The sequence below is a fragment of the Streptococcus pasteurianus genome (genome assembly GCF_004843545.1).
Classification (GTDB): Bacteria; Bacillota; Bacilli; order Lactobacillales; family Streptococcaceae; genus Streptococcus; species Streptococcus pasteurianus.
This window is the reverse complement of the sequence record NZ_CP039457.1, coordinates 1,174,932-1,199,449: the sequence shown is the minus strand read 5'-3', so window position 1 is coordinate 1,199,449 and position 24,518 is coordinate 1,174,932. Positions and strand designations below refer to the sequence as shown.

22 protein-coding genes and 1 pseudogene are annotated in these 24,518 nt (G+C 35.8%); 22 read left to right on the top strand and 1 reads right to left on the bottom strand.

Annotation, left to right across the window (positions count from 1 at the left end; genetic code table 11):
- The first annotated feature begins 27 nt into the window (after positions 1-27).
- The 11 genes and pseudogenes from E8M05_RS06335 to E8M05_RS11505 all read left to right on the top strand — a co-directional run.
- Complete coding sequence (locus tag E8M05_RS06335; RefSeq protein WP_003065050.1) at positions 28-1,182, top strand: ABC transporter ATP-binding protein; 1,155 nt, start codon at positions 28-30, stop codon at positions 1,180-1,182.
- Positions 1,166-1,960 carry an ABC transporter permease gene (locus tag E8M05_RS06330; protein WP_117567074.1) on the top strand — a complete coding sequence of 265 codons (795 nt, stop codon included), beginning with the start codon at positions 1,166-1,168 and terminating at the stop codon, positions 1,958-1,960. Before E8M05_RS06335 ends, E8M05_RS06330 begins: the two co-directional genes overlap by 17 nt.
- Positions 1,957-2,745: an ABC transporter permease gene (locus tag E8M05_RS06325; RefSeq protein ID WP_003065045.1), complete on the top strand. Its 789-nt coding sequence runs from the start codon at positions 1,957-1,959 to the stop codon at positions 2,743-2,745. The genes E8M05_RS06330 and E8M05_RS06325 overlap by 4 nt, the downstream gene beginning before the upstream one ends.
- Entirely contained in the window at positions 2,738-3,811 is a 1,074-nt protein-coding gene (locus tag E8M05_RS06320; RefSeq protein WP_003065044.1) for an ABC transporter substrate-binding protein, read from the top strand. Before E8M05_RS06325 ends, E8M05_RS06320 begins: the two co-directional genes overlap by 8 nt.
- Positions 3,812-3,965: 154 nt before the next feature.
- Complete coding sequence (locus tag E8M05_RS06315; RefSeq protein WP_117567078.1) at positions 3,966-5,498, top strand: ClC family H(+)/Cl(-) exchange transporter; 1,533 nt, start codon at positions 3,966-3,968, stop codon at positions 5,496-5,498.
- A 196-nt stretch (positions 5,499-5,694) separates the two neighbouring features.
- Positions 5,695-6,534, top strand: a complete 840-nt coding sequence (licT, locus tag E8M05_RS06310; RefSeq protein ID WP_003065040.1) for a BglG family transcription antiterminator LicT — start codon at positions 5,695-5,697, stop codon at positions 6,532-6,534.
- A gap of 360 nt (positions 6,535-6,894) precedes the next feature.
- The gene (locus tag E8M05_RS06305; protein ID WP_136596436.1) at positions 6,895-8,814 is read left to right on the top strand and encodes a beta-glucoside-specific PTS transporter subunit IIABC; all 1,920 of its coding nucleotides are present in this window, start codon (positions 6,895-6,897) and stop codon (positions 8,812-8,814) included.
- Positions 8,815-9,384: 570 nt separating this feature from the next.
- A complete protein-coding gene (locus tag E8M05_RS06300) occupies positions 9,385-11,061 on the top strand; it encodes a carboxylesterase family protein (protein ID WP_013851892.1) in 1,677 nt (558 codons plus the stop codon).
- Positions 11,062-11,067: 6 nt separating this feature from the next.
- Positions 11,068-12,387, top strand: coding sequence for a DUF1593 domain-containing protein (locus E8M05_RS06295; protein WP_233437501.1), 1,320 nt, complete (start codon positions 11,068-11,070; stop codon positions 12,385-12,387).
- Complete coding sequence (locus E8M05_RS11510; protein WP_233437500.1) at positions 12,384-12,608, top strand: hypothetical protein; 225 nt, start codon at positions 12,384-12,386, stop codon at positions 12,606-12,608. Before E8M05_RS06295 ends, E8M05_RS11510 begins: the two co-directional genes overlap by 4 nt.
- A 91-nt stretch (positions 12,609-12,699) precedes the next feature.
- Positions 12,700-12,873, top strand: a pseudogene (locus E8M05_RS11505) (transposase); the annotation flags it as partial.
- An 82-nt stretch (positions 12,874-12,955) separates the two neighbouring features.
- Here E8M05_RS11505 and E8M05_RS06285 read toward each other — a convergent pair.
- Positions 12,956-13,861, bottom strand: coding sequence for a helix-turn-helix domain-containing protein (locus E8M05_RS06285; protein ID WP_069788941.1), 906 nt, complete (start codon positions 13,859-13,861; stop codon positions 12,956-12,958).
- Positions 13,862-14,320: 459 nt separating this feature from the next.
- Here E8M05_RS06285 and E8M05_RS06280 point away from each other — a divergent pair, with 459 nt between their 5' ends.
- From E8M05_RS06280 to E8M05_RS06230, 11 genes are all read left to right on the top strand, one after another.
- Positions 14,321-14,614 (top strand): phasin family protein, encoded by a 294-nt coding sequence (locus E8M05_RS06280; RefSeq protein WP_069788942.1) that lies wholly within the window; start codon positions 14,321-14,323, stop codon positions 14,612-14,614.
- Between the two features lie 8 nt (positions 14,615-14,622).
- Positions 14,623-16,194, top strand: coding sequence for an ABC1 kinase family protein (locus E8M05_RS06275; protein WP_136596435.1), 1,572 nt, complete (start codon positions 14,623-14,625; stop codon positions 16,192-16,194).
- Between the two features lie 99 nt (positions 16,195-16,293).
- Positions 16,294-17,727 (top strand): 6-phospho-beta-glucosidase, encoded by a 1,434-nt coding sequence (locus E8M05_RS06270; RefSeq protein WP_136596434.1) that lies wholly within the window; start codon positions 16,294-16,296, stop codon positions 17,725-17,727.
- Positions 17,728-17,799: 72 nt separating this feature from the next.
- Positions 17,800-18,039 carry a SemiSWEET transporter gene (locus tag E8M05_RS06265; RefSeq protein WP_003065019.1) on the top strand — a complete coding sequence of 80 codons (240 nt, stop codon included), beginning with the start codon at positions 17,800-17,802 and terminating at the stop codon, positions 18,037-18,039.
- A gap of 194 nt (positions 18,040-18,233) precedes the next feature.
- On the top strand, positions 18,234-18,428 hold the full coding sequence (locus E8M05_RS11500; RefSeq protein WP_233437499.1) for a hypothetical protein: 195 nt from the start codon (positions 18,234-18,236) through the stop codon (positions 18,426-18,428).
- 324 nt (positions 18,429-18,752) lie between these two features.
- On the top strand, positions 18,753-19,070 hold the full coding sequence (locus E8M05_RS06255; RefSeq protein ID WP_003065015.1) for a PTS cellobiose transporter subunit IIB: 318 nt from the start codon (positions 18,753-18,755) through the stop codon (positions 19,068-19,070).
- A gap of 49 nt (positions 19,071-19,119) precedes the next feature.
- Positions 19,120-21,108: a BglG family transcription antiterminator gene (locus tag E8M05_RS06250; protein WP_136596433.1), complete on the top strand. Its 1,989-nt coding sequence runs from the start codon at positions 19,120-19,122 to the stop codon at positions 21,106-21,108.
- Between the two features lie 7 nt (positions 21,109-21,115).
- Positions 21,116-21,430, top strand: a complete 315-nt coding sequence (locus E8M05_RS06245; protein ID WP_003065011.1) for a PTS cellobiose transporter subunit IIA — start codon at positions 21,116-21,118, stop codon at positions 21,428-21,430.
- A gap of 17 nt (positions 21,431-21,447) precedes the next feature.
- The gene (locus E8M05_RS06240; protein ID WP_231097578.1) at positions 21,448-21,960 is read left to right on the top strand and encodes a hypothetical protein; all 513 of its coding nucleotides are present in this window, start codon (positions 21,448-21,450) and stop codon (positions 21,958-21,960) included.
- Between the two features lie 40 nt (positions 21,961-22,000).
- Entirely contained in the window at positions 22,001-23,326 is a 1,326-nt protein-coding gene (celB, locus tag E8M05_RS06235) for a PTS cellobiose transporter subunit IIC (protein WP_048791447.1), read from the top strand.
- Between the two features lie 51 nt (positions 23,327-23,377).
- Positions 23,378-24,481: a DUF871 domain-containing protein gene (locus E8M05_RS06230; protein ID WP_048791446.1), complete on the top strand. Its 1,104-nt coding sequence runs from the start codon at positions 23,378-23,380 to the stop codon at positions 24,479-24,481.
- The last annotated feature ends 37 nt before the right edge of the window (positions 24,482-24,518 follow it).

Here is a 24,518-nt window from a genome sequence, read left to right as displayed (position 1 = left end):
AGAAGCTCCAAGGAGGTTTTATGAGAATTGACTAATCCAATTATTGCGTTTAAAAACGTATCAAAAGTATTTGAAGATAACGGTACTGTTGTTTTAAAGGACATTAATTTTGAACTTGAAGAAGGGAAGTTTTATACCCTACTTGGTGCTTCAGGGTCAGGAAAATCAACGATTCTGAATATCATTGCTGGGCTTTTAGATGCGACGACAGGAGATGTTTACCTTGACGGTCAACGTATCAATGATATTCCTATTAGTAAACGTGATGTCCATACCGTTTTTCAAAATTATGCGCTTTTCCCACATATGAATGTTTTTGAAAACGTCGCTTTCCCTCTTAAATTAAAAAAAGTTGATAAAAAAGAAATCGAACGTCGTGTGGAAGAAGCTCTTAAAATGGTGCGTTTGGCTGGTTTTGAAAAACGTCCGATTCAGAAATTGTCTGGTGGTCAACGCCAACGTGTGGCGATTGCGCGTGCGATTATCAATGAACCGCGTGTCGTTTTACTTGACGAACCTTTATCAGCCTTAGATTTAAAGTTGCGGACAGAAATGCAATATGAGCTGCGCGAGCTGCAACAACGTTTAGGAATTACCTTTGTTTTTGTCACTCATGACCAAGAAGAAGCCTTGGCTATGTCAGATTGGATTTTTGTCATGAATGACGGTGAAATCGTGCAATCTGGGACACCTGTTGATATTTACGATGAACCAATTAACCACTTTGTGGCGACTTTCATTGGGGAATCAAATATTTTACCAGGAACAATGATTGAAGATTATTTGGTCGAGTTCAACGGCAAACGTTTTGAAGCCGTTGATGGCGGAATGCGTCCAAATGAAGCTGTTGAAGTGGTTATTCGTCCAGAAGATTTGCAAATCACTTTGCCAGAAGAAGGAAAATTACGTGTTAAAGTTGATACACAGCTTTTCCGTGGTGTTCACTATGAGATTATCGCTCATGACGAATTAGGAAACGAATGGATGATTCATTCAACTCGTAAGGCGATTGAGGGCGAAGTTATTGGGCTTGATTTTACGCCTGAAGATATCCATATCATGCGCCTTAACGAGACAGAAGAAGAATTTGATGCCCGTCTGGAAGAATATGTCGAAATGGAAGAACATGAAGATGGCTTGATTCATGCGATTGAGGAGGAGCGAAATGAAGAAAAACTCTAGTTTCTTCTCAATTCCTTATGTGCTATGGTTGCTTCTTTTTGTCATTGCCCCTGTGATTATGATTCTTTGGCAGTCCTTTTTCGACATTCAAGGTCATTTTACCTTTGATAATTATAAAACCTTTTTTAGTTCATGGACTTACATTCGCATGAGCTTCAATTCGATTTTATATGCTGCCATTATCACATTGGTGACCTTGCTTATCTCTTACCCAACAGCTTATTTTTTGACACGTTTGAAACATAAGCAACTTTTGTTGATGTTGGTTGTATTGCCGACATGGATTAACCTTTTGCTGAAAGCTTATGCTTTTATGGGAATTTTCGGGCAACAAGGTGGTGTCAATGCGTTTTTGAGCTTTGTTGGTATTGGACCTAAGCAAATTCTGTTCACAGATTTTTCCTTTATTTTTGTTGCCTCATATATTGAAATTCCGTTTATGATTTTGCCGATTTTCAATGCGCTTGATGACATTGATAGCAATCTTATCAATGCTAGTCGAGATTTGGGGGCAAATGAATTACAGACCTTTGTCAAAGTTGTCTTTCCTTTATCGCTTAACGGCGTGAGAAGTGGTGTTCAGTCAGTATTTATCCCAAGTTTGAGCTTGTTCATGCTGACACGCTTGATTGGTGGTAATCGTGTGATTACTCTTGGTACAGCCATTGAGCAACATTTCTTGACAACACAGAATTGGGGTATGGGCTCAACCATTGGTGTGATTTTAATCATGGCAATGTTGGCTACGATGTGGGTGACTAAGGAGAGAAGAAAATGAAAAAATTTGCCAATCTTTATTTGACACTGGTCTTTATCATTCTCTATATTCCAATTGGTTATCTGATTTTTTACTCTTTTAATCAAGGCGGAGATATGAGTGGCTTTACTGGTTTTACCTTAGAGCATTATTCGGCAATGTTTGCGGATAGTCGTTTGATGTTAATTCTCATTCAAACTTTCTTTTTGGCATTTTTGAGTTCCATTTTAGCAACAGCTATTGGGACATTTGGTGCGATTTTCATCTATCAAGCACGCCGAAAACATCAGCACGCCATTCTTTCACTGAATAATATTCTTATGGTGGCACCTGATGTGATGATTGGGGCAAGTTTCCTGATTCTCTTTACCCGTTTAGCAGAGCTATTTCATTTCAATCTTGGTTTTATGACGGTTTTGCTTAGTCATATTGCCTTTTCTATTCCAATTGTGGTGTTAATGGTTTTACCACGTTTGAAAGAAATGAATGACGACATGATTAACGCTGCTTATGATTTAGGAGCAACGCCTTGGCAAATGTTAAAAGAAGTCATGTTGCCATATTTGACGCCAGGAATTATTTCAGGTTTCTTCATGGCATTTACTTATTCATTGGATGATTTTGCAGTAACCTTTTTTGTAACAGGTAATGGTTTTTCAACCCTATCTGTCGAAATTTATTCACGAGCACGTCGCGGCATTTCTCTAGAAATCAACGCTCTTTCAACGATTGTTTTTATTTTTAGTATTTTACTGGTAATCGGTTATTACTTTATTTCACAAGATAAGGGGGATCGTGATGCGTAGATTATATTCTTTTGTATTGGGCGTGATTGCGGTCATACTTGTTTTGTTTGGTGTTTCTGTTTACATGCAAAAGACGATGAGTTCCACAAGTCAATCGAACAAACTGGTTATTTACAATTGGGGAGATTATATTGCCCCTGATTTGATTACAAAATTTACGGATGAGACAGGAATTGAAGTTCAGTATGAAACGTTTGATTCCAACGAATCGATGTACACCAAGATAAAACAAGGTGGAACGACTTATGATATCGCTGTGCCGTCAGATTATATGATTGATAAGATGAGAAAAGAAAATCTTCTTATCAAGTTAGATAAGTCAAAAATCACAGGCTTGGAAAATATCGGTGACGAATTTCTTGGGTTAAGCTTTGATGAAAACAACGATTATTCTATCCCATATTTCTGGGGAACATTGGGTATTGTGTATAATGACACCATGGTAGAAAATGCGCCAGAGCATTGGTCAGACCTCTGGAATTCGGAATACGCCAACGACATCATGCTTGTGGACGGAGCGCGTGAAGTTATGGGAATTGGGCTTGGAACGTTAGGGTATAGTCTCAATACCAAGTCATTGTCAGAATTAAATGCGGCTTCTCAGAAATTAGACGATTTAACTCCAAATATCAAAGCTATTGTCGGCGATGAAATGAAAGGGTACATGATTAATGGTGATGCTGCCATTGGAGTGACTTTCTCTGGTGAAGCTAGTGAAATGCTTGATTCTAACGAACACCTGCATTATGTCGTGCCTAGTGAGGGGTCAAATCTTTGGTTTGATAATTTGGTTATTCCAAAAACAGCCAAACATGTCGATGAAGCTTACGCTTTTATCAATTTCATGTTGAGGCCTGAAAATGCTGCGCAAAATGCGGAATACATTGGTTATTCGACACCAAATGATGCTGCCAAAGAATTATTACCAGATGACGTTAAAAATGACCAAGCCTTTTACCCTTCCGAAGATACCATTGAAAACCTTGAAGTTTATGATAATCTCGGACAAAAATGGCTAGGAATTTATAATGATCTCTATCTACAATTTAAAATGTATCGCAAATAAATAATTTTAGGAAGTTGAGACGAAGTGTTCATCTTCTTTTGATTTTACCTCGAAAAGTCATCTGAGTTTTGATAAAATAATAGGGACTAATATTTCAGGAAAATCGCAAACATCGTAAAAAGTTTGTTGCATCCAAGAAATTAAGGAGTTTTATATGGATAGTTATTATCGAGAATATGAATTTTCGCTTTCCTCTATTCTCAGTTTTGTTTGGCGAGGGATTGTGGTTGGCTGCGTGTCAGGTATCGTGGTTAGTCTTTTTCGCCTTTTGATTGGTTTCATTTCTGCCAAAGTTGTCAATTATTATGAATTATCACACGAACAGCCAAGTCTTTTAATTCTCATTTTGGGAATGACTTTGTTCATTGTTGTTGCCATTGGCTTTTTGATTAAATCCGATTCTGACATCAAAGGTTCTGGGATTCCTCATGTCGAAGGGGAATTGAAAGGATTGCTTCATCCAGATTGGTGGTCTGTTCTCTGGAAGAAATTTGTTGGTGGTGTCTTGGCGATTTCAATGGGATTTATGCTTGGGCGTGAAGGACCAAGTATTCAGTTGGGTGCCATGGCAGGAAAAGGTGTTGCCCAATCTTTAAAAGCAGAACGCATGGAGAAACGTGTTTTGATTGCGAGTGGTGCGGCAGCAGGCTTATCGGCAGCCTTCAACGCCCCGATTGCAGGTTTGCTTTTTGTTATTGAAGAAATCTATCATCAATTTTCACGTTTGGTTTGGATTACCGCTTTAGTCGCCAGTTTAGTTGCTAATTTTATTTCGCTTAATATTTTTGGTTTAACGCCAGTTCTTGATATGCCAGGAGATTTGGCGGTATTGCCATTGAAGCACTATTGGATTTTGCTGTTACTGGGTGCTTTTTTAGGTGTTATGGGATATATTTATGAAAAAACAACTTTGAAGGCAACTATCATTTACGACTTTCTAGGAAAAGTGTTTCATATTTCCAACTATTTTTACGGTATTTTTGCAGCTATCTTAATTTTGCCAATCGGCTATTTTTATCCGCAATTGCTAGGTGGTGGAAATGGCTTGATTACTTCATTATCGACAAGTCACCTGACTCTTATGATTGTTTTCATATACTTTATCATTCGCTTTGTGTGGAGTATGTTGAGTTACTCAAGTGGACTTCCTGGTGGGATTTTTCTTCCTATTTTGACTTTGGGAGCACTTTTAGGCTTTGGTTTTGGAATATTTTTTGAACAATTTGGTTTGTATTCTAGTCATTACTTGTCTTTATTTGTCGTTTTGGGAATGGCGGGCTATTTTGGGGCTATTTCAAAAGCGCCACTGACCGCAATGTTTTTAGTAACTGAAATGGTTGGTGATTTCCGTCAATTGATGACGATTGCCGTGGTGACTTTGGTTGCATATATTGCAATGGATTTGTTAAAAGGTGAACCAATTTATGAAGTCTTACTTGCCAAACTTTCTGTTCCACAAGACAGAGAAGTCATCGAACCAACGTTGATTGAACTAACGGTTTCCGATAAAATTGCTGGAAGATACGTTAGAGACTTGACTCTTCCTAAAAATGTTCTCATTACAACTCAAATCCACGCTCAAAAATCAGAAGTTGTATCAGGTAGTACGCGTCTAAATGCAGGTGATACTATTTTTTTGGTTGTTAATGAACCGGAGATTGGGAAAATCAGGGAATTGTTAATGTGATTCAAGTGATAAAAGAATTTATGAATTCCCTTTCATTTTGCTAAAAGTTTTGGTACAATGAGATGAGGTGAGAGGGTTGTTACTGGTTAAGCAGGCAAAACCTAGTGTACATATGAAGATTGTGTTAAAGTGCAGTCCTTTTTGTGTACGTTAGTTTTGCCTTTTCTTTCCGAAATTTTTTGAGGAGTAATAAAAGATGAAAATTGATAAAGTCTATAATAACAATGTCGTTTTGGCTAAAGGAGATAACGAAGAGGAAATCATTGTTATGGGAAGAGGACTTGGTTTTCAAAAAAAGTCAGGTGACGAAATTGATTCTACTTTAGTTGAAAAAACTTTTGTTATGCAGGATAATGATATAGCTAATGAGTTGACGCGTGTCTATCTTGATTTATCACCAGCAGAAACCGAGGTTGTTTTTGATATTATTAAGCATGGACAAGAAGTTCTTAAAACGACTTTTGATACTGCTTTTTATATTTCATTAGCAGATCATTTGCATTATACACTTCAACGTACTCGTGAAAATATTACTATTCAAAATCCATTATCATGGGAAATTCGTAAATTTTTCCCAAAAGAGTATCAATTGGGTAGAGATGCTTTAAAAATTATTTGTGAAAAGTTAGGTGTTATTCTGCCTGATGATGAAATTTCCTCAATTGCTTTGCACTTTATCAACGCACAAAAAGATTCGGGAATGGTAGAGCAGAATTGTCAAATTTCAAAGATTGTCACAGATATTTTAGGAATCGTCCGTCTTTTTTATGGTAAGGTTGTCGATGAAGATTCGGTAAGTTATAATCGTTTTATTACCCATATTCAGTATTTTGCTCAACGTGTTGTTAATGGCGTTATTCAAGGAAAAAATGATAGTTTTTTATACGAACAAGTCAAATTAAACTATCCTGTTGCCTTTTCATGTTCTGAAAAAATTAAAAATTATATCGAAAGTAGTTATGATTTTCCAATGAGTCGTGATGAACAAGTTTATATCACCATTCACATTCAACGCTTGGAAACCAGTCATAATTAATAAAAATCATTAGATTTCTCTTCAAAGTGATTTGAGGAGAGATTTTTTTGCGAAAATTTTAAAATGAAAACATAGTGAAAAATGTTGTAAATTAGCTTTATAACAACAAAAATCAAAGAACTTGTTTTCATGAATTGTGAAAACGTTGTTTTGTTATAAAAAAAGTTTAAAAAAGCGCTTGCAAATTATGGAAGCGCATGCTATACTATGAATTGTTAAAAGGATTGTTACTGGTTGGCAGGCAAAACCTGAATGAATACAAGATAGTTTTAGCGTTACCGCAAGGGCGCAAGAAATTGTTTAGTATTTGTTTGGGTTTTTTTCTGTTATTTAAAGCCAAAAAAGAGAAAGGAGCCGTATATGGCTAAGAAAGACTATACAGAGTTAGCAAAAGATATTGTTGCTCATGTTGGTGGTAAAGATAATGTCGTTAATGTTCGTCATTGTGTTACGCGTTTGCGATTCGTTTTAAAAGATGAATCTAAGGCAGACGATGACTATCTTAAACAACGTGATGGTGTTGTTACTGTTGTAAAAGCAGGAGGACAGTATCAAGTTGTCATCGGAAACCATGTACCAGACGTGTATGCAGCTGTCCTTGAAACTGGAGTTCCTGGTGTTGGTTCTCTTGATGTAGATGAAGGGGATGCTGGTGCAACAGGCAATCTCTTTGATCGCTTTATTGACTTAATATCAGGTATTTTCCAACCATTCTTAGGAGCTTTGGCAGCTGCTGGTATTATCAAAGGGATTGTTGCTATTATGGCAGCTTCTGGAATGGGTGTCGATAATAGTCCTTGGTATGTTATTTTAAATGCCGCTGGCGATGGTTTCTTCCAATTTTTACCAATTTTAATCGCTATCACAGCAGCTCGTAAGTTCAAAATGAATGAATTTACAGCCATTGCGATTGCTGCAGCTTTAGTTTATCCTGACATTGCTACTTCAGTATCAGGTTTAGCAGAGGCTGGTCTTAATAAAGTTTTTGGTATCCCGTTTGAGCTTCCATCATCAGGATCATATCTTTCAACTGTTATGCCAGCGATTTTAGCAATTTGGGTTGGATCACTTGTTGAAAAAACAGCTCGTAAAGTTACACCAGATGTGGTAAAACTATTTGTGGTACCATTTGTAACAATTCTCGTTACTGTACCTTTGACATTCTTGATAGTAGGACCGGCTGCCAATGTTTTAAGTGATTGGTTATCAGCAGCTTTCCAAGCCGTTCTTGATTTTAGTCCAATTGTATATGCTTTTATTTTAGGAGCAGCATGGCAAGTATTGGTTATGTTTGGTCTTCACTGGGCACTAGTACCTCTTGCTATTTTAGATGTTACAACTAATGGTGTTTCTGCTCTTCTAGTAGCAGCAGCTCTTCCAAACTTTACACAAACAGGTGTATTAGCAGCTATCATGTTGAAAACAAAAGAAGAAAAAGTCCGCACCATTGCTATGCCAGCATTCATTTCTTCAATTTTTGGGGTTACAGAACCAGCAATTTACGGTGTAACTCTTCCAATGCGTATTCCTTTCTATATTTCTTGTTTAGTTTCAGGATTTATTGGTTCAGCAACTATGATGCTTAATATTAAACAATATGCTGTAGGAGCTATGGGAATTTTCCAATATCCTGCAAATGTGGATCCTTCTACTGGTGATATGACAGGAATGTGGTGGCTAATTACTTTGACAGTTATTGCAATTGTTGCTTCATTCATTATTCAAATGATTGCTCCGGTTCCTTACCTATATGGTGGTCCGAAAGATGAATCTGCCACAACTGATAAAAAAGTAGCAGAACCTGTTGCTAATTTAAAAGAATTAAAACAAGAAATTATTGCTAGCCCAATGATGGGAAATGTCGTTAAACTTGAAAATGTTCCTGATGAAGTTTTTGCTTCAGGAGCTATGGGTAAAGGTATTGCTATTGATCCAACAGATGGTACTGTTCTTGCACCAGCAAATGCTGAAGTGACACTTGTCTTCCCAACTGGTCACGCTATTGGTATGCGAACTGAAAATGGTGCCGAACTCTTGATTCACGTTGGTATGGATACGGTATCTCTAGAAGGTAAAGGGTTTAATACCTTAGTTCAAGTTGGTGATAAAGTTGAAGCAGGACAAAAGTTATTGGAATTTGATTTAGATACTATTCGCGAAGCAAACTTACCTGTTATTTCTCCGATCATTGTTACAAACTCAGCTGATTTTGATGACGTTTTAACGACACAAGAATCACATGTTAATACAGGAGATTATCTTCTTACAACAATGAAATAAAAGTTAGAATCGCCTAGCGAAAGCTAGGTGATTTTTTGTATGCTGAGGGACACTGTATATATGATAGAGAATAGTATTTAGGAAGTAGAGGGTAGAGAAATTAAACCTAATGATACTAAAGTTAATTTTTAATAATTTCTATTGGTGTCCATTCGCTGTTAAAGGATATGCACAGTTAAGTGATACTTTACTTGATTGAAAAGAAATAAATCTTGTTATTGTATTAAACTATTAAAAAATGATATTATTATATGTCATGTTAGTAAGCGCTTGCATTGTGTTTTATTAGATGGTATGATAATGTCGTGGTGGGGTTGTTACTATTAAATTAGGCAAAACCTAGTGATTATCAAAATAGGTGGGCTTGAGCATCGCTTTTTTTGATATTGCTAGGTTTTTCTTTTGATTTTATTAGGAAAGGAGATTGAGTATGATTAATTTCATATTGATAGAATAAGAATATTAGTTGGAATTATCAATTAATTCTAAAATGATAATTGTATATAACAACTATTGGTAGAAAATAGAGTTTTATTGAATGTGTATTCAACGGATAAAGGAGATTTGAATATGAAATGGAAGAAAATAGTAATTATTGGAATAACTAGTCTGTCTTTGGGAGCATGTAGCAATGTAACCAACAGTAATTTGAGTAATTCAGGCTTTAATGCTTCTGTTAAGCAAACTATTTCAGGTGGAGATATCAAGGGACACCAAGATAAAGACAATGATGTTCTGGAATGGTTAGGAATCCCTTATGCTACAGCAAATCGATGGCAAGCGCCAGAGGAAGTTGAAGCGTGGTCGGATACTTTTGATGCGACAAAACCTGGTGAGCAGGATATTCAAGTATCTAACGGTAAAATTGTTGGTAGTGAAAGTGCTCTTAATCTTGATGTGGTTAGACCTGATTCAGATGAAGATAATCTTCCTGTTATTGTCTATATTCATGGAGGAAATAATCAAACAGGTAATGCACAGGAAATTAGGGGAAATACTCTTGTCAATGATATTAATGCTATTTATGTATCGGTTAATTATCGTTTAGGTGTTTTGGGATTTAACCCGTTAGCAGCTTTGAAAACTGGAAATGATGAAGAAAATTCTGGTAATTACAGTTTACTTGATATTGCGGCTGCTTTAGATTGGGTAAAAGAAAATATTGAAACCTTTGGTGGTGATAAGGATAATATTACTTTAGCTGGTTTTTCTGCAGGGGGGCGTGATGTTATGGCAACTTTAATTTCACCACTTTTTGCTGGAAAATATGATAAGGCTATTTCTTTTAGTGGAGGGATGACTCTGTCTGAGGAAACGGAGAGCCAGGAAATTTTTGCTGCTGCTATTTCACCGCTTGTGGTTGAAGATGGTATTAAAGCAACTGAAGAAGAAGCTAACACTTGGCTTTTAACAGCCAATAATGATGTAGAAAATTATCTTAGAGGTATTTCAGCAGAACGTTTAGCTGGACTGATGGGGAACGCTGCTATTCGTATGAAGGCTTTTCCACATCTCTATATTGACGGTACTGTTATCCCTAAATCTGGCTTTAAAACCAAAAGTTATAATGATGTCCCTTTAATGCTTGTCACTGGAACAGATGAATTTTCACTCTTTGCAGCTTCAGATGAGCGCTTTTCTAAAGATTTTACAAGTGGTCAACTATTTACAGATAAAGAAAAACTTGCTGAGTTTACCTACAGTAAAAAATATGGAGGACAACTTTATAGCCTAGCAAATGGTGTCGAAAGTGCTAAGACGATGTCAGATAATTATGACTCAGCTATTTATATCGCTGAAATTTCTTATGGTGATAATAGCAATGTAACACCAGATTTAGCAAAAACATTTGGCGCTTTCCATGGTATTTTTGAGCCAATGTTACAGACTCCATCGAATTATGCCAGTCTTATTGGAGATGCTTTTGAAACTGATGGTGCAGCAGCCATGTCGAAAGATTTCAAAGCTTATTTGAAAAATTTTCTGAACTCTGATGATCCAAATGGTAATGATTTAGCTAAATGGCAGCCTTGGACTAGTACTAATCAGATTCTATCGATTGATGCCACGCAGGATAAAGCAATTATTGAATCAAAGACTAATACAGCAACGGCAGAAGAAATTTTATCTAAAATGGAATCTGATACAAGCTTGACAGAAGAAACAAAAGAGGAATTGAATACAACAGTCCTTAATGGACGTTGGTTTAGTTCAATAATTGATAATAAATATGCTGTGAAGGAGTAGTAAGCCATGAATTGGAAGAAAATGCTTGTCTTTGGAATAGTAGGCTTATTTAGCTTAGGTCTGACAGCTTGTTCGACAAGTCCCTCTACAACATCAAGCGCAAAGAAAAATGTTACAAATAATCAGACTAGTTTAGAAAAATATAGAACAGTTATCACTACTGATGGTGAGGTCGATGATATGAATTCTATGATTCGTTATCTTTATTATTCTAATGAAATGGACCTTGCAGGTATTATACTGACAAGTTCAACTTACCATTATGCTGGGGATGAGGAAAAAGGTATTGAACCTTATCGTTGGACAGGGACAGACTGGATTTATGATATGTTGGATGCTTATGAAGAGATTCAGCCTAATTTGTCAAAACATGCTAGTGGTTATCCGACAGCTAACACACTCCGTAATATTACTAAAATAGGAAATATAAGTAACGTGGGGGAGATGGATCAAGTAACAGAAGGGTCAGAATTTTTAAAAGAACTCTTTTTAGATAAAGATGAGCGCCCACTTTATGTTCAAACTTGGGGAGGTACTAATACAACTGCTCGTGCCCTTAAGTCAATTGAGGAAGCGTATAAAGATACGAATGACTGGGAAGATATCCAAAAGAAAATTTATGATAAATTAGTTCTCTATATTATTCTTGACCAAGATGATAGCTATAGTGATTATATTGCTAAATCTTGGCCAAATCTTCAAGTTCTTAATGATCAATCTAATTTCTGGTATTTTGCTTATCTCTGGCAAGCAAATAATGAAGCTTTAACAAAAACTCTACAGGCAGATTGGCAAAAAGAAAATATACTTGATAATAAGGGTCCTTTACTTGAACTATATGCTTCTATGGGGGATGGGAATCTAATTGATGGAGAGTTGGAAGATGAGCAGCGTGGTTCGAGTGATTATTTGAAAGCTAATCCGACTTACCATCAATATGATTTTATTTCCGAAGGAGACTCACCTTCTTATTTCTACCTTTTTCAAAATGGTCTTAATAACGTGGAGCATCCTAACTATGGTGGTTGGGGAGGGTGTTTCGATATCGTTAGCAATAACCTCTCTCAGAATATTCAGTTAGATTATAATCCTTATACAGATCAGTTTGAATCGCAATATACTTTGACGCGTTGGATTACAGATATTAATAATGATTTTGCAGCGCGTGCTGATTGGGGTGTTACTGAAAATTATGAGGATGCTAATCATACACCTGAAGTAAGTGTTGCTGAAGGCACTAAGTTAACCGCAAAAGTAGGTGAGAAAGTCACTTTGAGGCAGATACATATAAAGAATATACAGGAGATAGTCAAGCGACAGAGATGATTGATGAAGAATCAGGTTTATCTTTAGGTTGGGTACGTACTCTAGAGAAAGGTGAAGTTGTTGATCCAGTAGAATTGGAGAATGCGGATACTACAACAGTGAGTTTTACTATTCCAAAGGATACAAAATCTGGTGATACTTTCCATATCATCCTAGAAGTTCAAGATGATGGTTCGCATACACTTAAAGCTTATCAGCGTGTTGTTGTTACTGTGAAATAGGTTATAAAAAGAGTCTGGAATGAAAAAGAACCACTTATAATGGACAGTATAAAAAAGTTATATACTGTCCATTATAAGTGGTTCTTTTCTCATGGCCAAAAAAGGAAGCAAGTTCACCAAATATTCACCCGAGTTCAAATTACAGGTAGTGGACTACCTAAGCGCAAAGAGCGGAGGGATGCCTTCTATTGTCAAAAAATATGGGTTAAAATCAGACAACCAGGTTCTAACTTGGACAAGAAAAATTAAAAGGTATGACTCCCTTAGAATTTAGGTAAGCGTACCTTCTAAAAAACTAACTTTTTTAACTGTCCATTTTATCTGAGGATTGACAGAACAGACTCTTTTTATAGATGAGGTCCAATATAATGCGCTTTTTTTAATTGTTTACGGTATTGGCTGGGTGTCAGTTCGTAATAGCGCTTGAATTGTCGATTGAAATTAGATAAGTTATTGAATCCAACAGCAGTAGCAATTTCTAAAATTGGGTCAGAAGTATTCATTAACAAATCACAGGCTTTATTCAGGCGAACCTGGATGATGAATTCTGTACAAGATGTACCAGCGTGTTGCTTAAAAACTGCCATAAAATGTGTTTTGCTGTAGCCCATAAATTGTGATAGAAAGTCAATTGAGAGATTTTTTTGATAGTTATTGTTAATATAATCAATCAATTCACGAATCTGCTCATTTTTACGATAAGTATCATCAGTATTCTTACGTAAAACATAACGATGATAAAAAAGAAGATATAAAAATTCGTTTAGTTTTGATTTTAGGAGTAGTTCAAAATGGCGTCCCTCATTTTTAGAGAGTTCAAAAATAGTAAAGAGACATTCTTTTATATCTTCATACCCTTCCATATCTGGCTGAATTCGTGGAACAAATTTATAGAGACTGGTTTGTAAGGGCTGCAAATATCTCAGACTAACTTGGTCAACAGTAGAATGTCCAATCATATCTAGATGAAATCGAAAAGTATCGGTAACATGTTTTTGGTTTGCAAGTGGGTGAATTGAGTGCATTCCATTAGGTCGAATGAGGATAATATCACCTGCTTGACTATTGAAATAATCATAATCAATGTGAAAACGAGCAGAACCTTCATAAATATAATTGATTTCTATTTCTGGATGCCAATGAAAAAGGACATCAGGGCGTCCATGCTCAACGACAGTACTATAGTAGTCATATGGCAAGAGATGTTTGTTTTCATCTATTTTTATTTCTAGTAAATCAGTATTGTTTTTCATATATCAATCATCCCAATAATATTATAGTATCATTATATAATGTCATTATATCAAAAATAGTTCAAAAATGGAAACGGATACTTTAAAATTTTCCGAAAACTTTCTTTTTAACATCGTTGTAAAGTATCATAATTTGAAAGGATAATGTTAGCAGTATATTAAATAAAGCATTATAATTTAATGGAATCATAGCTAAGGCCTCTCAACTTTCAGCGATTGATAGCAGGGCTAGGCATGGTTTAGTGTGTTGATAAACACGACCTCTTATACCCTTACAAACTCCGCAAGACATCGTAATCTCCTTTGGTTTAAGCGGAGTTTTATTTTTTTGAGAAAAATATTACTATGTTATCAGAAAATTACATGAAATGCTTAATTTCTTTTAGCTATTTTGAGTGAAAAGTAGTAGAATGAGATAGTAAATAGTTATAAATAATAATTGTTCAAGGAGGAATAATTATGGATGAATTGAAAAAAGTTTTGTTAGCTGGTATTGGTTTGACTTCAATGACTTTAGAAAAGGCTGATACCTTTGTTAAAGAGTTGGTTGAAAAAGGTCGTTTAACTGTTGAAGAAGGAAAAGAACTACAGTCTGAACTAAAACGAAAAGGTGAAAGTGAAGCAAAAGAGTTATTTGACCAACTGGATGTCAAAACAAAATCTGTTCAATATGCTACAAAGGCAGATGTTTCCCGTCTGGAAGATAAATTGGATGCTCTTTTGAAGCAATCAGTATCAGACGATAAAGAGTAGGATGTTTTATGTCACATAAGCGCTTAAGGGAAATCATTAGAGTTTTTAGCTCAGTTGGTTTAATAACGCTAAAAGAAAAAAGAAAACCTATAGAAGATAAGTCAACACCACGTAAATTACGTTTAGCTTTTGAAAAATTAGGTCCTAGCTTTGTCAAAATTGGACAAATTCTTTCAACGAGAAGTGATTTATTTCCTGAGGCTTATATTAGAGAATTAAGCAAGCTGCAAAGTGATGTTCTTCCATTACCTCAAGATGTTGTCATGGAGGCAATTGCCGCAGAGTTGTCAGTACCTATTTCGGAAGTTTTTGCGGACATTTCTTCAGAGCCTTTGGCAAGTGGCTCGGTTGCTCAGACACATCGAGCTACTTTGCTTAATGGCAAAGAAGTTGTTATCAAGATTCAGCGACCGCATTTACCAGAAATTATCGAAGAAGATTTAGAATTGTTGATTGGCTTGTCGCGGCGCATTCCTAAGGCAATGTTGCCCATGGTTAATTTATCAGAGGTTTTGCAGCAGCTCAAGGACAGCTTGACGAAAGAAATCGATTTTCGTAACGAAGCGCAAGCAATGATTACTTTTGCTGAGTTAAATCAATCAATAAAAAGCATCGCTATTCCAGAAGTTTTTGACGAATATACCACGCCACGTATGGTTGTCGAGGAGTATATTTCAGGGGTTCCTATTAATCATTATGAAGAATTGATTAAATCTGGTTATGATTTGGAAGATATTGGCAAGAAACTGATGCTTAGCTTTATTAAGCAAGTTTTTAAAGATGGCTATTTTCACGGTGATCCGCATCCAGGAAATCTTTTGATTTCTGAAGGAAAAATTTATTTTATTGATTTTGGAATTATGGGGAATTTAGAAAATGGCATGCGCGTAGCGTTAAATGATATTCTTTACAGCTTTACGGCACAAGATGTCGAAGGGATGATGCAGGGCATTTTGTCTGTTACAAGTTTTGATACTTCAATAAATAAAACAGCGCTTAGCCAAGACGTTGAACGAATGCTGGCAAAATATTCTAGTTTGGATTTGGGAGTCTTGTCTATCACAGATTTATTGGAAGATTTGCTGGACGTTTTCGTCAAAAATGGCTTGAAGGCTTCGCCACAGATTACGATTCTAGAAAAAGCTGCGCTACAAATTGAAGGGATTTTCCGCGAATTAGCGCCAGAAATTGACTTGATGACGCTTGCTAAAAATTATTTTCTAGAAAATATGGGACCTGATATGTTAAAACAGGCCCTGAACAAGGAAACATTATTGATTGAGCTCTTTTATCAATTGAAAAATGGGAAAAATATTCCGCGTCGGCTTAATCAGTTACTTGAACAGATGCTCAATGGTCGGATTTTAATCAATCATGATATTTATGATTATAAAAATCGTATTAAGACCGTCAGTCAAATAGCCAATCGCTTTGTTGTGAGCATTTTATTTCTGGCAGTTATGTTAACCGCAGCTTTGCTTAGTTTTAATGTCGCAATGCAAGAAATTTCCAAATGTCTTTTTGGTCTTGCTGCTCTTTTATTGGTATGGGAGCTTGTCTTGCTGCTCAAACATAAATAAAGATGTTAAAAATTTCCTAATAGTTTAGGAAATTTTTTCTATTCTCGTTTTTGTAACCGCTTGCTATAATATTCTTGTATTAATCGAGGAGGTTATGTTATGTCTAAATTACCAGAAAACTTTTTATGGGGTGGCGCAGTTGCCGCTCATCAACTTGAAGGCGGTTGGCAAGAAGGCGGTAAAGGTCTAAGCGTTGCTGATGTGATGACCGCTGGGCGCCACGGTGTTGCACGTGAGATTACTGATGGTGTTATCGAAGGAAAATATTATCCAAACCATGAAGCGATTGATTTTTATCATCATTACAAGGAAGATATTGCCCTGTTTGCTGAAATGGGCTTTAAATGTTTCCGTACGTCGATTGCATGGACACGAATTTTTCCAAATGGTGATGAGTTAGAGCCGAATGAGGCTGGTTTGCAATTCTATGATGATTTGTTTGATGAATGTTTGAAATATGGCATTGAGCCAGTTGTGACCTTATCACACTTTGAGTTGCCTTTCCATTTGGTAAAAGAATACGGTGGTTTCACTAATCGTAAAGTGATTGATTTCTTTGTCCGTTTTGCCGAAACGTGTTTCCGTCGTTACAAAGACAAAGTCAAATATTGGATGACGTTTAATGAGATTAATAACCAAGCCAATTACCAAGAAGATTTTGCACCGTTTACGAATTCTGGGATTGTTTATAAAGAGGGTGATGACCGCGAAGCGATTATGTATCAAGCTGCGCATTATGAATTGGTAGCGTCAGCGCGTGCGGTTAAAATCGGTCATGAAATCAATCCTGATTTTCAAATTGGTTGTATGATTGCTATGTGTCCTATTTATCCAGCAACTTGCAATCCAAAAGACATTTTAATGGCTCAAAAAGCAATGGAAAAACGTTATTATTTCGCTGACGTTCATGTGCATGGCTATTATCCAAATCATATTTTGAAATACTGGCAACGTAAAGAAATCAAGGTTGATGTGACAGAAGAAGATTTGGCTGATTTGACGGCTGGCACAGTTGATTATATCGGTTTTTCATATTATATGTCATTTGCGATTGATGCACACCGCGATAACAATCCACACTTTGATTATTTAGAAACAGAAGATTTGGTTCGAAATCCATATGTAAAAGCATCAGAATGGGATTGGCAAATTGATCCAGAAGGGCTACGTTACAGTTTGAACTGGTTTACGGATATGTATCATTTACCGCTCTTTATTGTTGAAAATGGTTTTGGTGCGATTGACCAAGTTGAGGCTGATGGTATGGTGCACGATGATTATCGCATTGCTTATCTTGGTGCTCATATCAAAGAAATGATTAAAGCTGTTGATGAGGACGGTATTGACTTGATTGGCTACACACCTTGGGGTTGCATTGACCTTGTTTCAGCTGGTACGGGTGAAATGCGCAAGCGTTATGGCTTTATCTACGTTGATAAAGATGATGATGGTAATGGTACTTATAAACGCTCACCGAAGCTATCATTTAACTGGTATCAAAAAGTCATTGCTTCAAATGGTGAAGATATTTAATCGGTTTAGAACTTTTATGAGGCTGCAATCTCCTGCCTTATGGAGTTTTTTTGTTAGAGAAAAGGATAAAGTATGATTGGAATAATTGCTGCTTCATTAACCACACTGGGTTTTATTCCTCAAGTGATAAAGGTATTAAAAACGAAAGATACAGAATCAATTTCTTTGGGTATGTACAGCATGTCTGTGACGGGAATGTTACTTTGGCTAGCGCATGGTATTTCAATTTCTGATATTGCTTTAATTGCTGCCAATAGTATGTCAGCAACACTAGCAGGAACGATTCTGATTTGCAAACTGATTTATAAATAATTTTTTTAAAAATTCTCTGAAGTGCTGGTACATCTGCGTTTTAGAGGATTTTTTGATTGAAAATTTGAAATGAATTATCCTATTTAATTGTCGTGAAATCCGTTGATAGTAAAGGTTTGATAGGGCTTTCAAAAAAGAATATACTAATTGCGTAAAATAAAAAAATACCATATAAGGGAAAAAGGAGGCGTAGTATGGTAGGCATTATCGTTACAATTTTTATTATTTTATTGATTGCGGCAGTTGTCCAAGCTTTCCACGCTAAGATTTGGGGAACCAAAACATTTGGGTATAATTATGTGGTTACAATGACAAATGGTGGCAAGCTGCCAGATTTAAGCCAAAATACCAAGCTAAAAAATAATGTTAGAGTTGTTGGCAAATCTTAACAGAGTTGTTCGGTGCAATCTAGGCTTAATGATACAGAGCTCAAGACGCTTTTGATGAAAGAATACCATTTGGATTCAACCGAGATTCATATTCAACCAGCACAATTATCAGGAGCTTTAGGGATGATTTAAGAAAAACAGATGAAAAAATCGTCTGTTTTTTTATTTTGTGTCAAATTCATTACGGAAAATTTATTCTATAAAGTTTATTTTTCCGTATCTATTGGATTTTTTCCTTATTAAAGAGGAAAAAGAGCACATTTACTTTTTGTAAGCGTTTTTATAAAATAAATGTGTAAATAAAAAACAAAGGAGATTTACATTATGAGTAAAAAAGCTTTAATTATCTGTGCCGGTGGTATGTCATCATCAATGATTGCCAAAAAGACAATGACATTCCTTCAAGAACAAGGCGAAGACATTGAAATGGATGCAGTTGGTGTTCCAGAAGGGCAAAAACGCATCGAAGCTGATAAGTATGATTTATACCTTGTTAGCCCACAAACTAGAATGAATTTCAAACAATTAGCTGACGCGGCAGCGAAAACAAACAAACCGATTGTGCAAATCCCACCACAAGCTTATATTCCAATTCCAATGGGGATTGAGAAAATGGCTACTTTGGTGAAAGAAAATATCTAATTCAGATGTGTTATAATAGTTCTATCATTGTTTGGAGGTACCTTTTTCTGTGTTAAATAAAAAAGAAAAGCAAATTATCCAATTTCTAATGAAAGATAAGGATACATTTGTGACGAGCAAAGAATTAGCAACACACTTGAAATGTTCGGACAGAACAATTAGAACTTACTATAAAACACTTGTTGAAAAATTAGATGATTATTCGGGTATCGATTTGATTTCCAAACAAGGTTATGGCTATAAGCTAGGTATTTCGGATGATGATGCTTATGCTGATTTTTTGGAAGAAAATCATATCAATGATAACCATTTTGATTATCATAGTATTACGGATATCAATGATCGTTACAATTATCTACTAAACAAACTTCTATTTGAACAAAATGAAATTTATTTTGATGATTTAGTTGATGAGTTGTATGTTAGTCGATCAACGTTATCTAGTGATTTAAAAAAAATAAGACAAAAATTTAAACCATATCATTTAAAGATTGAAAGCAAGGCAAATAAGGGTGTCTATGTAACAGGGTTAGAACGCGATAAAAGACGGTTCATTATGGATTATTTTATTTCGTCTGGTTTTATGGATATGATGCATTCTTATGTTGATAATGAATTGCTTAATCAACGAATTTCTTTTGAAGAATTGACTATTATTGTACTTGATGAATGTCGAGAGGGTGGACTTAAGTTATCTGATTTTGTTATTCAAAATCTAGTTATTCATATCGCTTTAGCTATTCGTCGTATTACTGAAGGTTTTAAAATCAGTAGCTTAGAGGAAGACGAGTTAAATTTACGTGAGCTACCGGAGCGTCAGATTGCGGACAGTATTTTAAAACGCGTGTCTGTATCAACTAAAATTGATTTTCCAGTAGAAGAAGTAGATTACATCACCTTGCATTTGATATCAAAAAGTCACGGAAATGCACGTTGTATTTCTGAAAAGATGCAAGAGTCTATGCGTCAAGAGCTTATTGATGGCATTGGGAAAATAGATCCAGAGGTTAAAAATGATTTTCAGCTAATCGAGGGATTATTAGCGCACCTATCAACTATGTTAATTCGCTTAGAAGGTAAGGTAGTATTAGAAAATCCTTTAACAGTGGAAATTCAGAAAAACTACCCAGATATGTTTCAATTGGCTGAACAACTCGTTACCATCATGCCAACTTTTCAATCTTTTTCTTTAACGCCAAATGAAATTGCATATATTGCTCTACATTTTATGGCTGCTAAAGAACGCTACAAAGAGCAGCGAAAATACAATGTACTTGTCATTTGTGCAACAGGATACGGTAGCGCACAGATGTTGAAAAGTAGGATTGAAAATGAGTTGGGAAATCTGATTTTAATTGCAGATGTCATAGGTTACTATGAGATTAATGATGAAAAGTTGAAAGGCATTGATTTTATCATCTCATCCATTGATTTGTCAAATTTGATTTTCAATATTCCAGTCTTTACCGTATCAGTCTTTTTGACAGATGAAGAATTGCAAGATATTAAGCACGGTATTTCACATTTAGAGACATCAACGTCGTTACGAAAAATGGAAGACAAAACATCTGAATTTAGTGTGAGAGAAGTATTTGATGGTTATTTTTCAGAAGATTCTTTCTTTATTCTGTCCAATATTTCCAAAAATGAGTTATTAAAGAAACTAGTTAAGAGCATTTCTAAGAATGAAAATGAACAGTTTGAAAAACGTTTGCTTGATATGATAAAGCGACGTGAAGAAATGAGTTCCATTATCTTTGGTGACCGCATTGCAGTCCCACATCCGGTGAAAGCTGTTGGCTGTAAGCATCATTTTGCAGTTGCGCTTATCAAAGATGATTTATTCTGGGATGAGGAATACCCATCAGTCAAGATTGTCTTTTTAATGTCTATGTCTATTCATGAAAATGATGGATTGCCAGAGCTGACTTCTGCAATCGTTGATTTGGTAGATGAACCAGAACTTCAAAAACAAATGTTAGCCTGTCAATCATTTGAAGAATTTAGAACGCTATTTTTTAAAATAAAAGAAAGGTAAGGATTATATGAATCCAGAAGAGTTACAAGTTGCAGCATTTGAAATTATTTTAAATTCCGGTAATGCACGAACGATTGTTCATGAAGCTTTTGACGCTATGCGTGAAGGAAATTATGAACTAGCAGAACAGAAGTTACAGGAATCGAATGAAGAATTTTTGAAAGCTCATCAGGCACAAACCAATTTACTACAAGAGTACGCAGGTGGTAAAGAAGTTAAGGTTGAAATCATTATGGTTCATGCTCAAGATCATTTGATGACAACAATGACACTTCGAGAAGTTGCACTCGAAATGCTAGAATTATATAAAAAAGTTAATTAGTTGAGAGGGGATAAATGATGGCAGCTTTAACAGAACAAGAGAAAAAGAAGTTAGATGAAACAAGACGTGAAAATGGGATAAAAAATATGTATTACACACGTTATTTCCTAATTCGTTATGTGGTAGCATTTTTCTTCTTTGTCAATCTCTATTGGATATTGATGTTTTTCTCTACTGATAATGTGAGTTTCATTGTTATCCCTTTCTTTATGGCTGTATTCGGTGCCATTTGTATGTGGGAACAATCACGGATGTATTCAAGAGAACAAAAACCAGCTGTTAAGACAAAACTGTATTTTCAACTGATTATTGCAGTAAATATTGTTTTAATTTTAGCGACTTTGTTTAACCAATATCATTATTTTTACCCATTCTTATCTGAATCTACGACGACTCAAATCTTTCTTATCGTGATGTTATTACTTGGGATTCTTATGGCATCATGGATGCTAGTAAAATTAGGACGTATTAATCACAATTCAGATAAGCAATATTATCGTATTCAACAATATTTGGCATCACTAAATTAATCAATCACAAACATTCTATAGTTTTTAGGAGGAGTAAAAGATGTTTGAATTTCTAGAAAAATACCTAATGGGACCAATGGGAAAAGTTTCTACTTGGCGTCCTGTTCGTGCTATTGTTGCCGCTGGTATGGCAAGTATTCCCTTCACCATTGTTGGGTCAATGTTCCTTGTATTGAGTATTATCCCACAAGCATTTCCGATTCCAGCCTTGACCACACTTTGGGCAAACTCGGTTGATAAGATTGCACCACTATACTTGCAAGCTTACAACTGTACTATGGGAATTTTATCTCTTTACTTTGCCATTGTTATTGGTTATGAATATACTAAAATTTTTGCAGAAGAAGATGACTTGAATGTAGATCCTGTTTATGGTGCTTTGCTTTCTGTATTTGCTTTCTTCTTAACCATTCCAGAATTGTTAGTCTCAAATGGTGCGTTTGATTACCTTAACGTTGACGGTACTACTATCAATGGTTGGACAATCGGTGGTAATAGCTTGGATCGTTTGTCAACATCAGGTATGTTTACGGCTATCTTGATGTCAATTCTTGCTGTTCAACTTTATAAAACATGTATCAAACGCAACTGGGTTGTAAAAATGCCAGAAGCTGTTCCAGAAGGTGTTTCACGTTCATTCTCAGCTTTGATTCCAGCAGGTGTTGTAGCCATTGTTGTTCTTGTTATTAACGGTATCTTTGTTGTTTTAGGTACTGATATTTACAACGTTGTTGCTATTCCATTTAGTTTCGTTAAGAACATTGCCAATTCATGGCTTGGTATTGTGGTTATTTACCTCCTTGTTCACGCTTTGTGGATTGTTGGTATTCATGGTGCAAATATCGTTATGGGGCTTGTTAACCCAATCCTTTTAGCAAATATGGCAGAAAACGTTGACGGTGCACATATCGCATACGCTGGTGAATTTACAAATTCATATGTCACAATCGGTGGTTCTGGTGCGATGCTCCTTGCTTGTGTATGGTTGGCTTTTGCGGCTAAATCATCTCAACTTAAAATGCTTGGACGTGCAGCTATGGGGCCTGCCATCTTCAATATCAATGAACCATTAATCTTTGGTCTTCCAGTTGTCTATAACCCAGTACTTGCATTGCCGTTTATACTTGCACCAATTGTTACTGCAACAATTGGTTACTGGTCAGTTAAGATTGGATTTGCTGCCGTATCAATCATTCAAACACCATGGCCAACCCCAATTGGTTTAGGTGCCTATGTTGGTTCAGGTGGTAGTGTTGGTGCCTTACTTACAGCCCTTGTCTGTGCGGCAGCTGCATTCTTGGTTTGGTTCCCATTCCTTAAAATGTATGACAACCAACTTCTTAAAGAAGAAGGTGTCGAAGCTTAAAATAATGAGAGTGGTTAAGCCCACTCTTTTTCATAGAAAGGACGTGAAAATATGGGAGAATTAGGAATTTCTATCTATCCATCAAAATCAAATTTAACTGAGATGAAAGATTATATAGCGCAAGCGGCTGAGATAGGTTATCAACGTATTTTTACCTCGATGTTAGAGGTAGCAGATAATCCAAGTGAAACAATTGGAAGATTTAAAGAAATCATTGACTACGGAAATCAACTCGGGATGAAAACGTCGCTTGATGTTAATCCTAAATTGTTTGCAAAACTCGGCATTTCTTATCAGGATTTGCAATTTTTTAGTGATTTAGGTATTTGGTCTGTTCGGTTAGATGAAGGGTTTACGGGACTTGAAGAAGCCAGAATGGCAATGAATCCTTTTGGAATTTTAATCGAACTCAATATTTCACGAGGGCAACATTACATTGATATGGTCATGGATTTTGGAGCTGATAAGAATCGGATAATTGGCTCACATAATTTTTATCCTCAAACTTATACAGGCTTGGACTTTGATTATTTTGTGCAAACTGCAGGGCAATATAAATCACATCATTTGCGCACAGCAGCCTTTGTTGATTCAATGAATGGTTCGGTCGGTCCATGGCCGGTATCTAACTTGATGGTGAGCACAGAAATTCAAAGACAGCTACCCATAACAGAACAAGTTCAACTGCTTAAAATGACAGATGTGATAGACGATATTATTATCAGCTCGTCATTTTTACCTAAAGAAGAGTTAGCAGCAGTCTATCACGTATTTTATTCATCTGTTCCAATGTTGCCGGTTCATTTAGCTAAAAATGTGACAGAAGTAGAAAAAGATGTTATTGTCACCCCTTTACACATGTATCGTGGAGATTATTCTGGCTATATGATTCGGTCGTCAGAAACGCGTATTACTTATAAAGACTCAAATTTTCCAACACATGACATACAATCTTTGAAAAAAGGTGACATTACGATTTGTAATAATGCAGCTGGTCAGTACAAGGGAGAATTACAGATTGTACTAAAAGACCGCCCAAATGATGGTAGCTTTAATCTTGTTGGCAGAATTAAACAGAACAATGTGCTGATACTGGATTTATTGAAACCATGGCAACAGTTTAAATTATGTGATAGTGGTAATACATATGAATAATATTATTTTTATAGTAGCGATACTGGCAGGTTTGTTG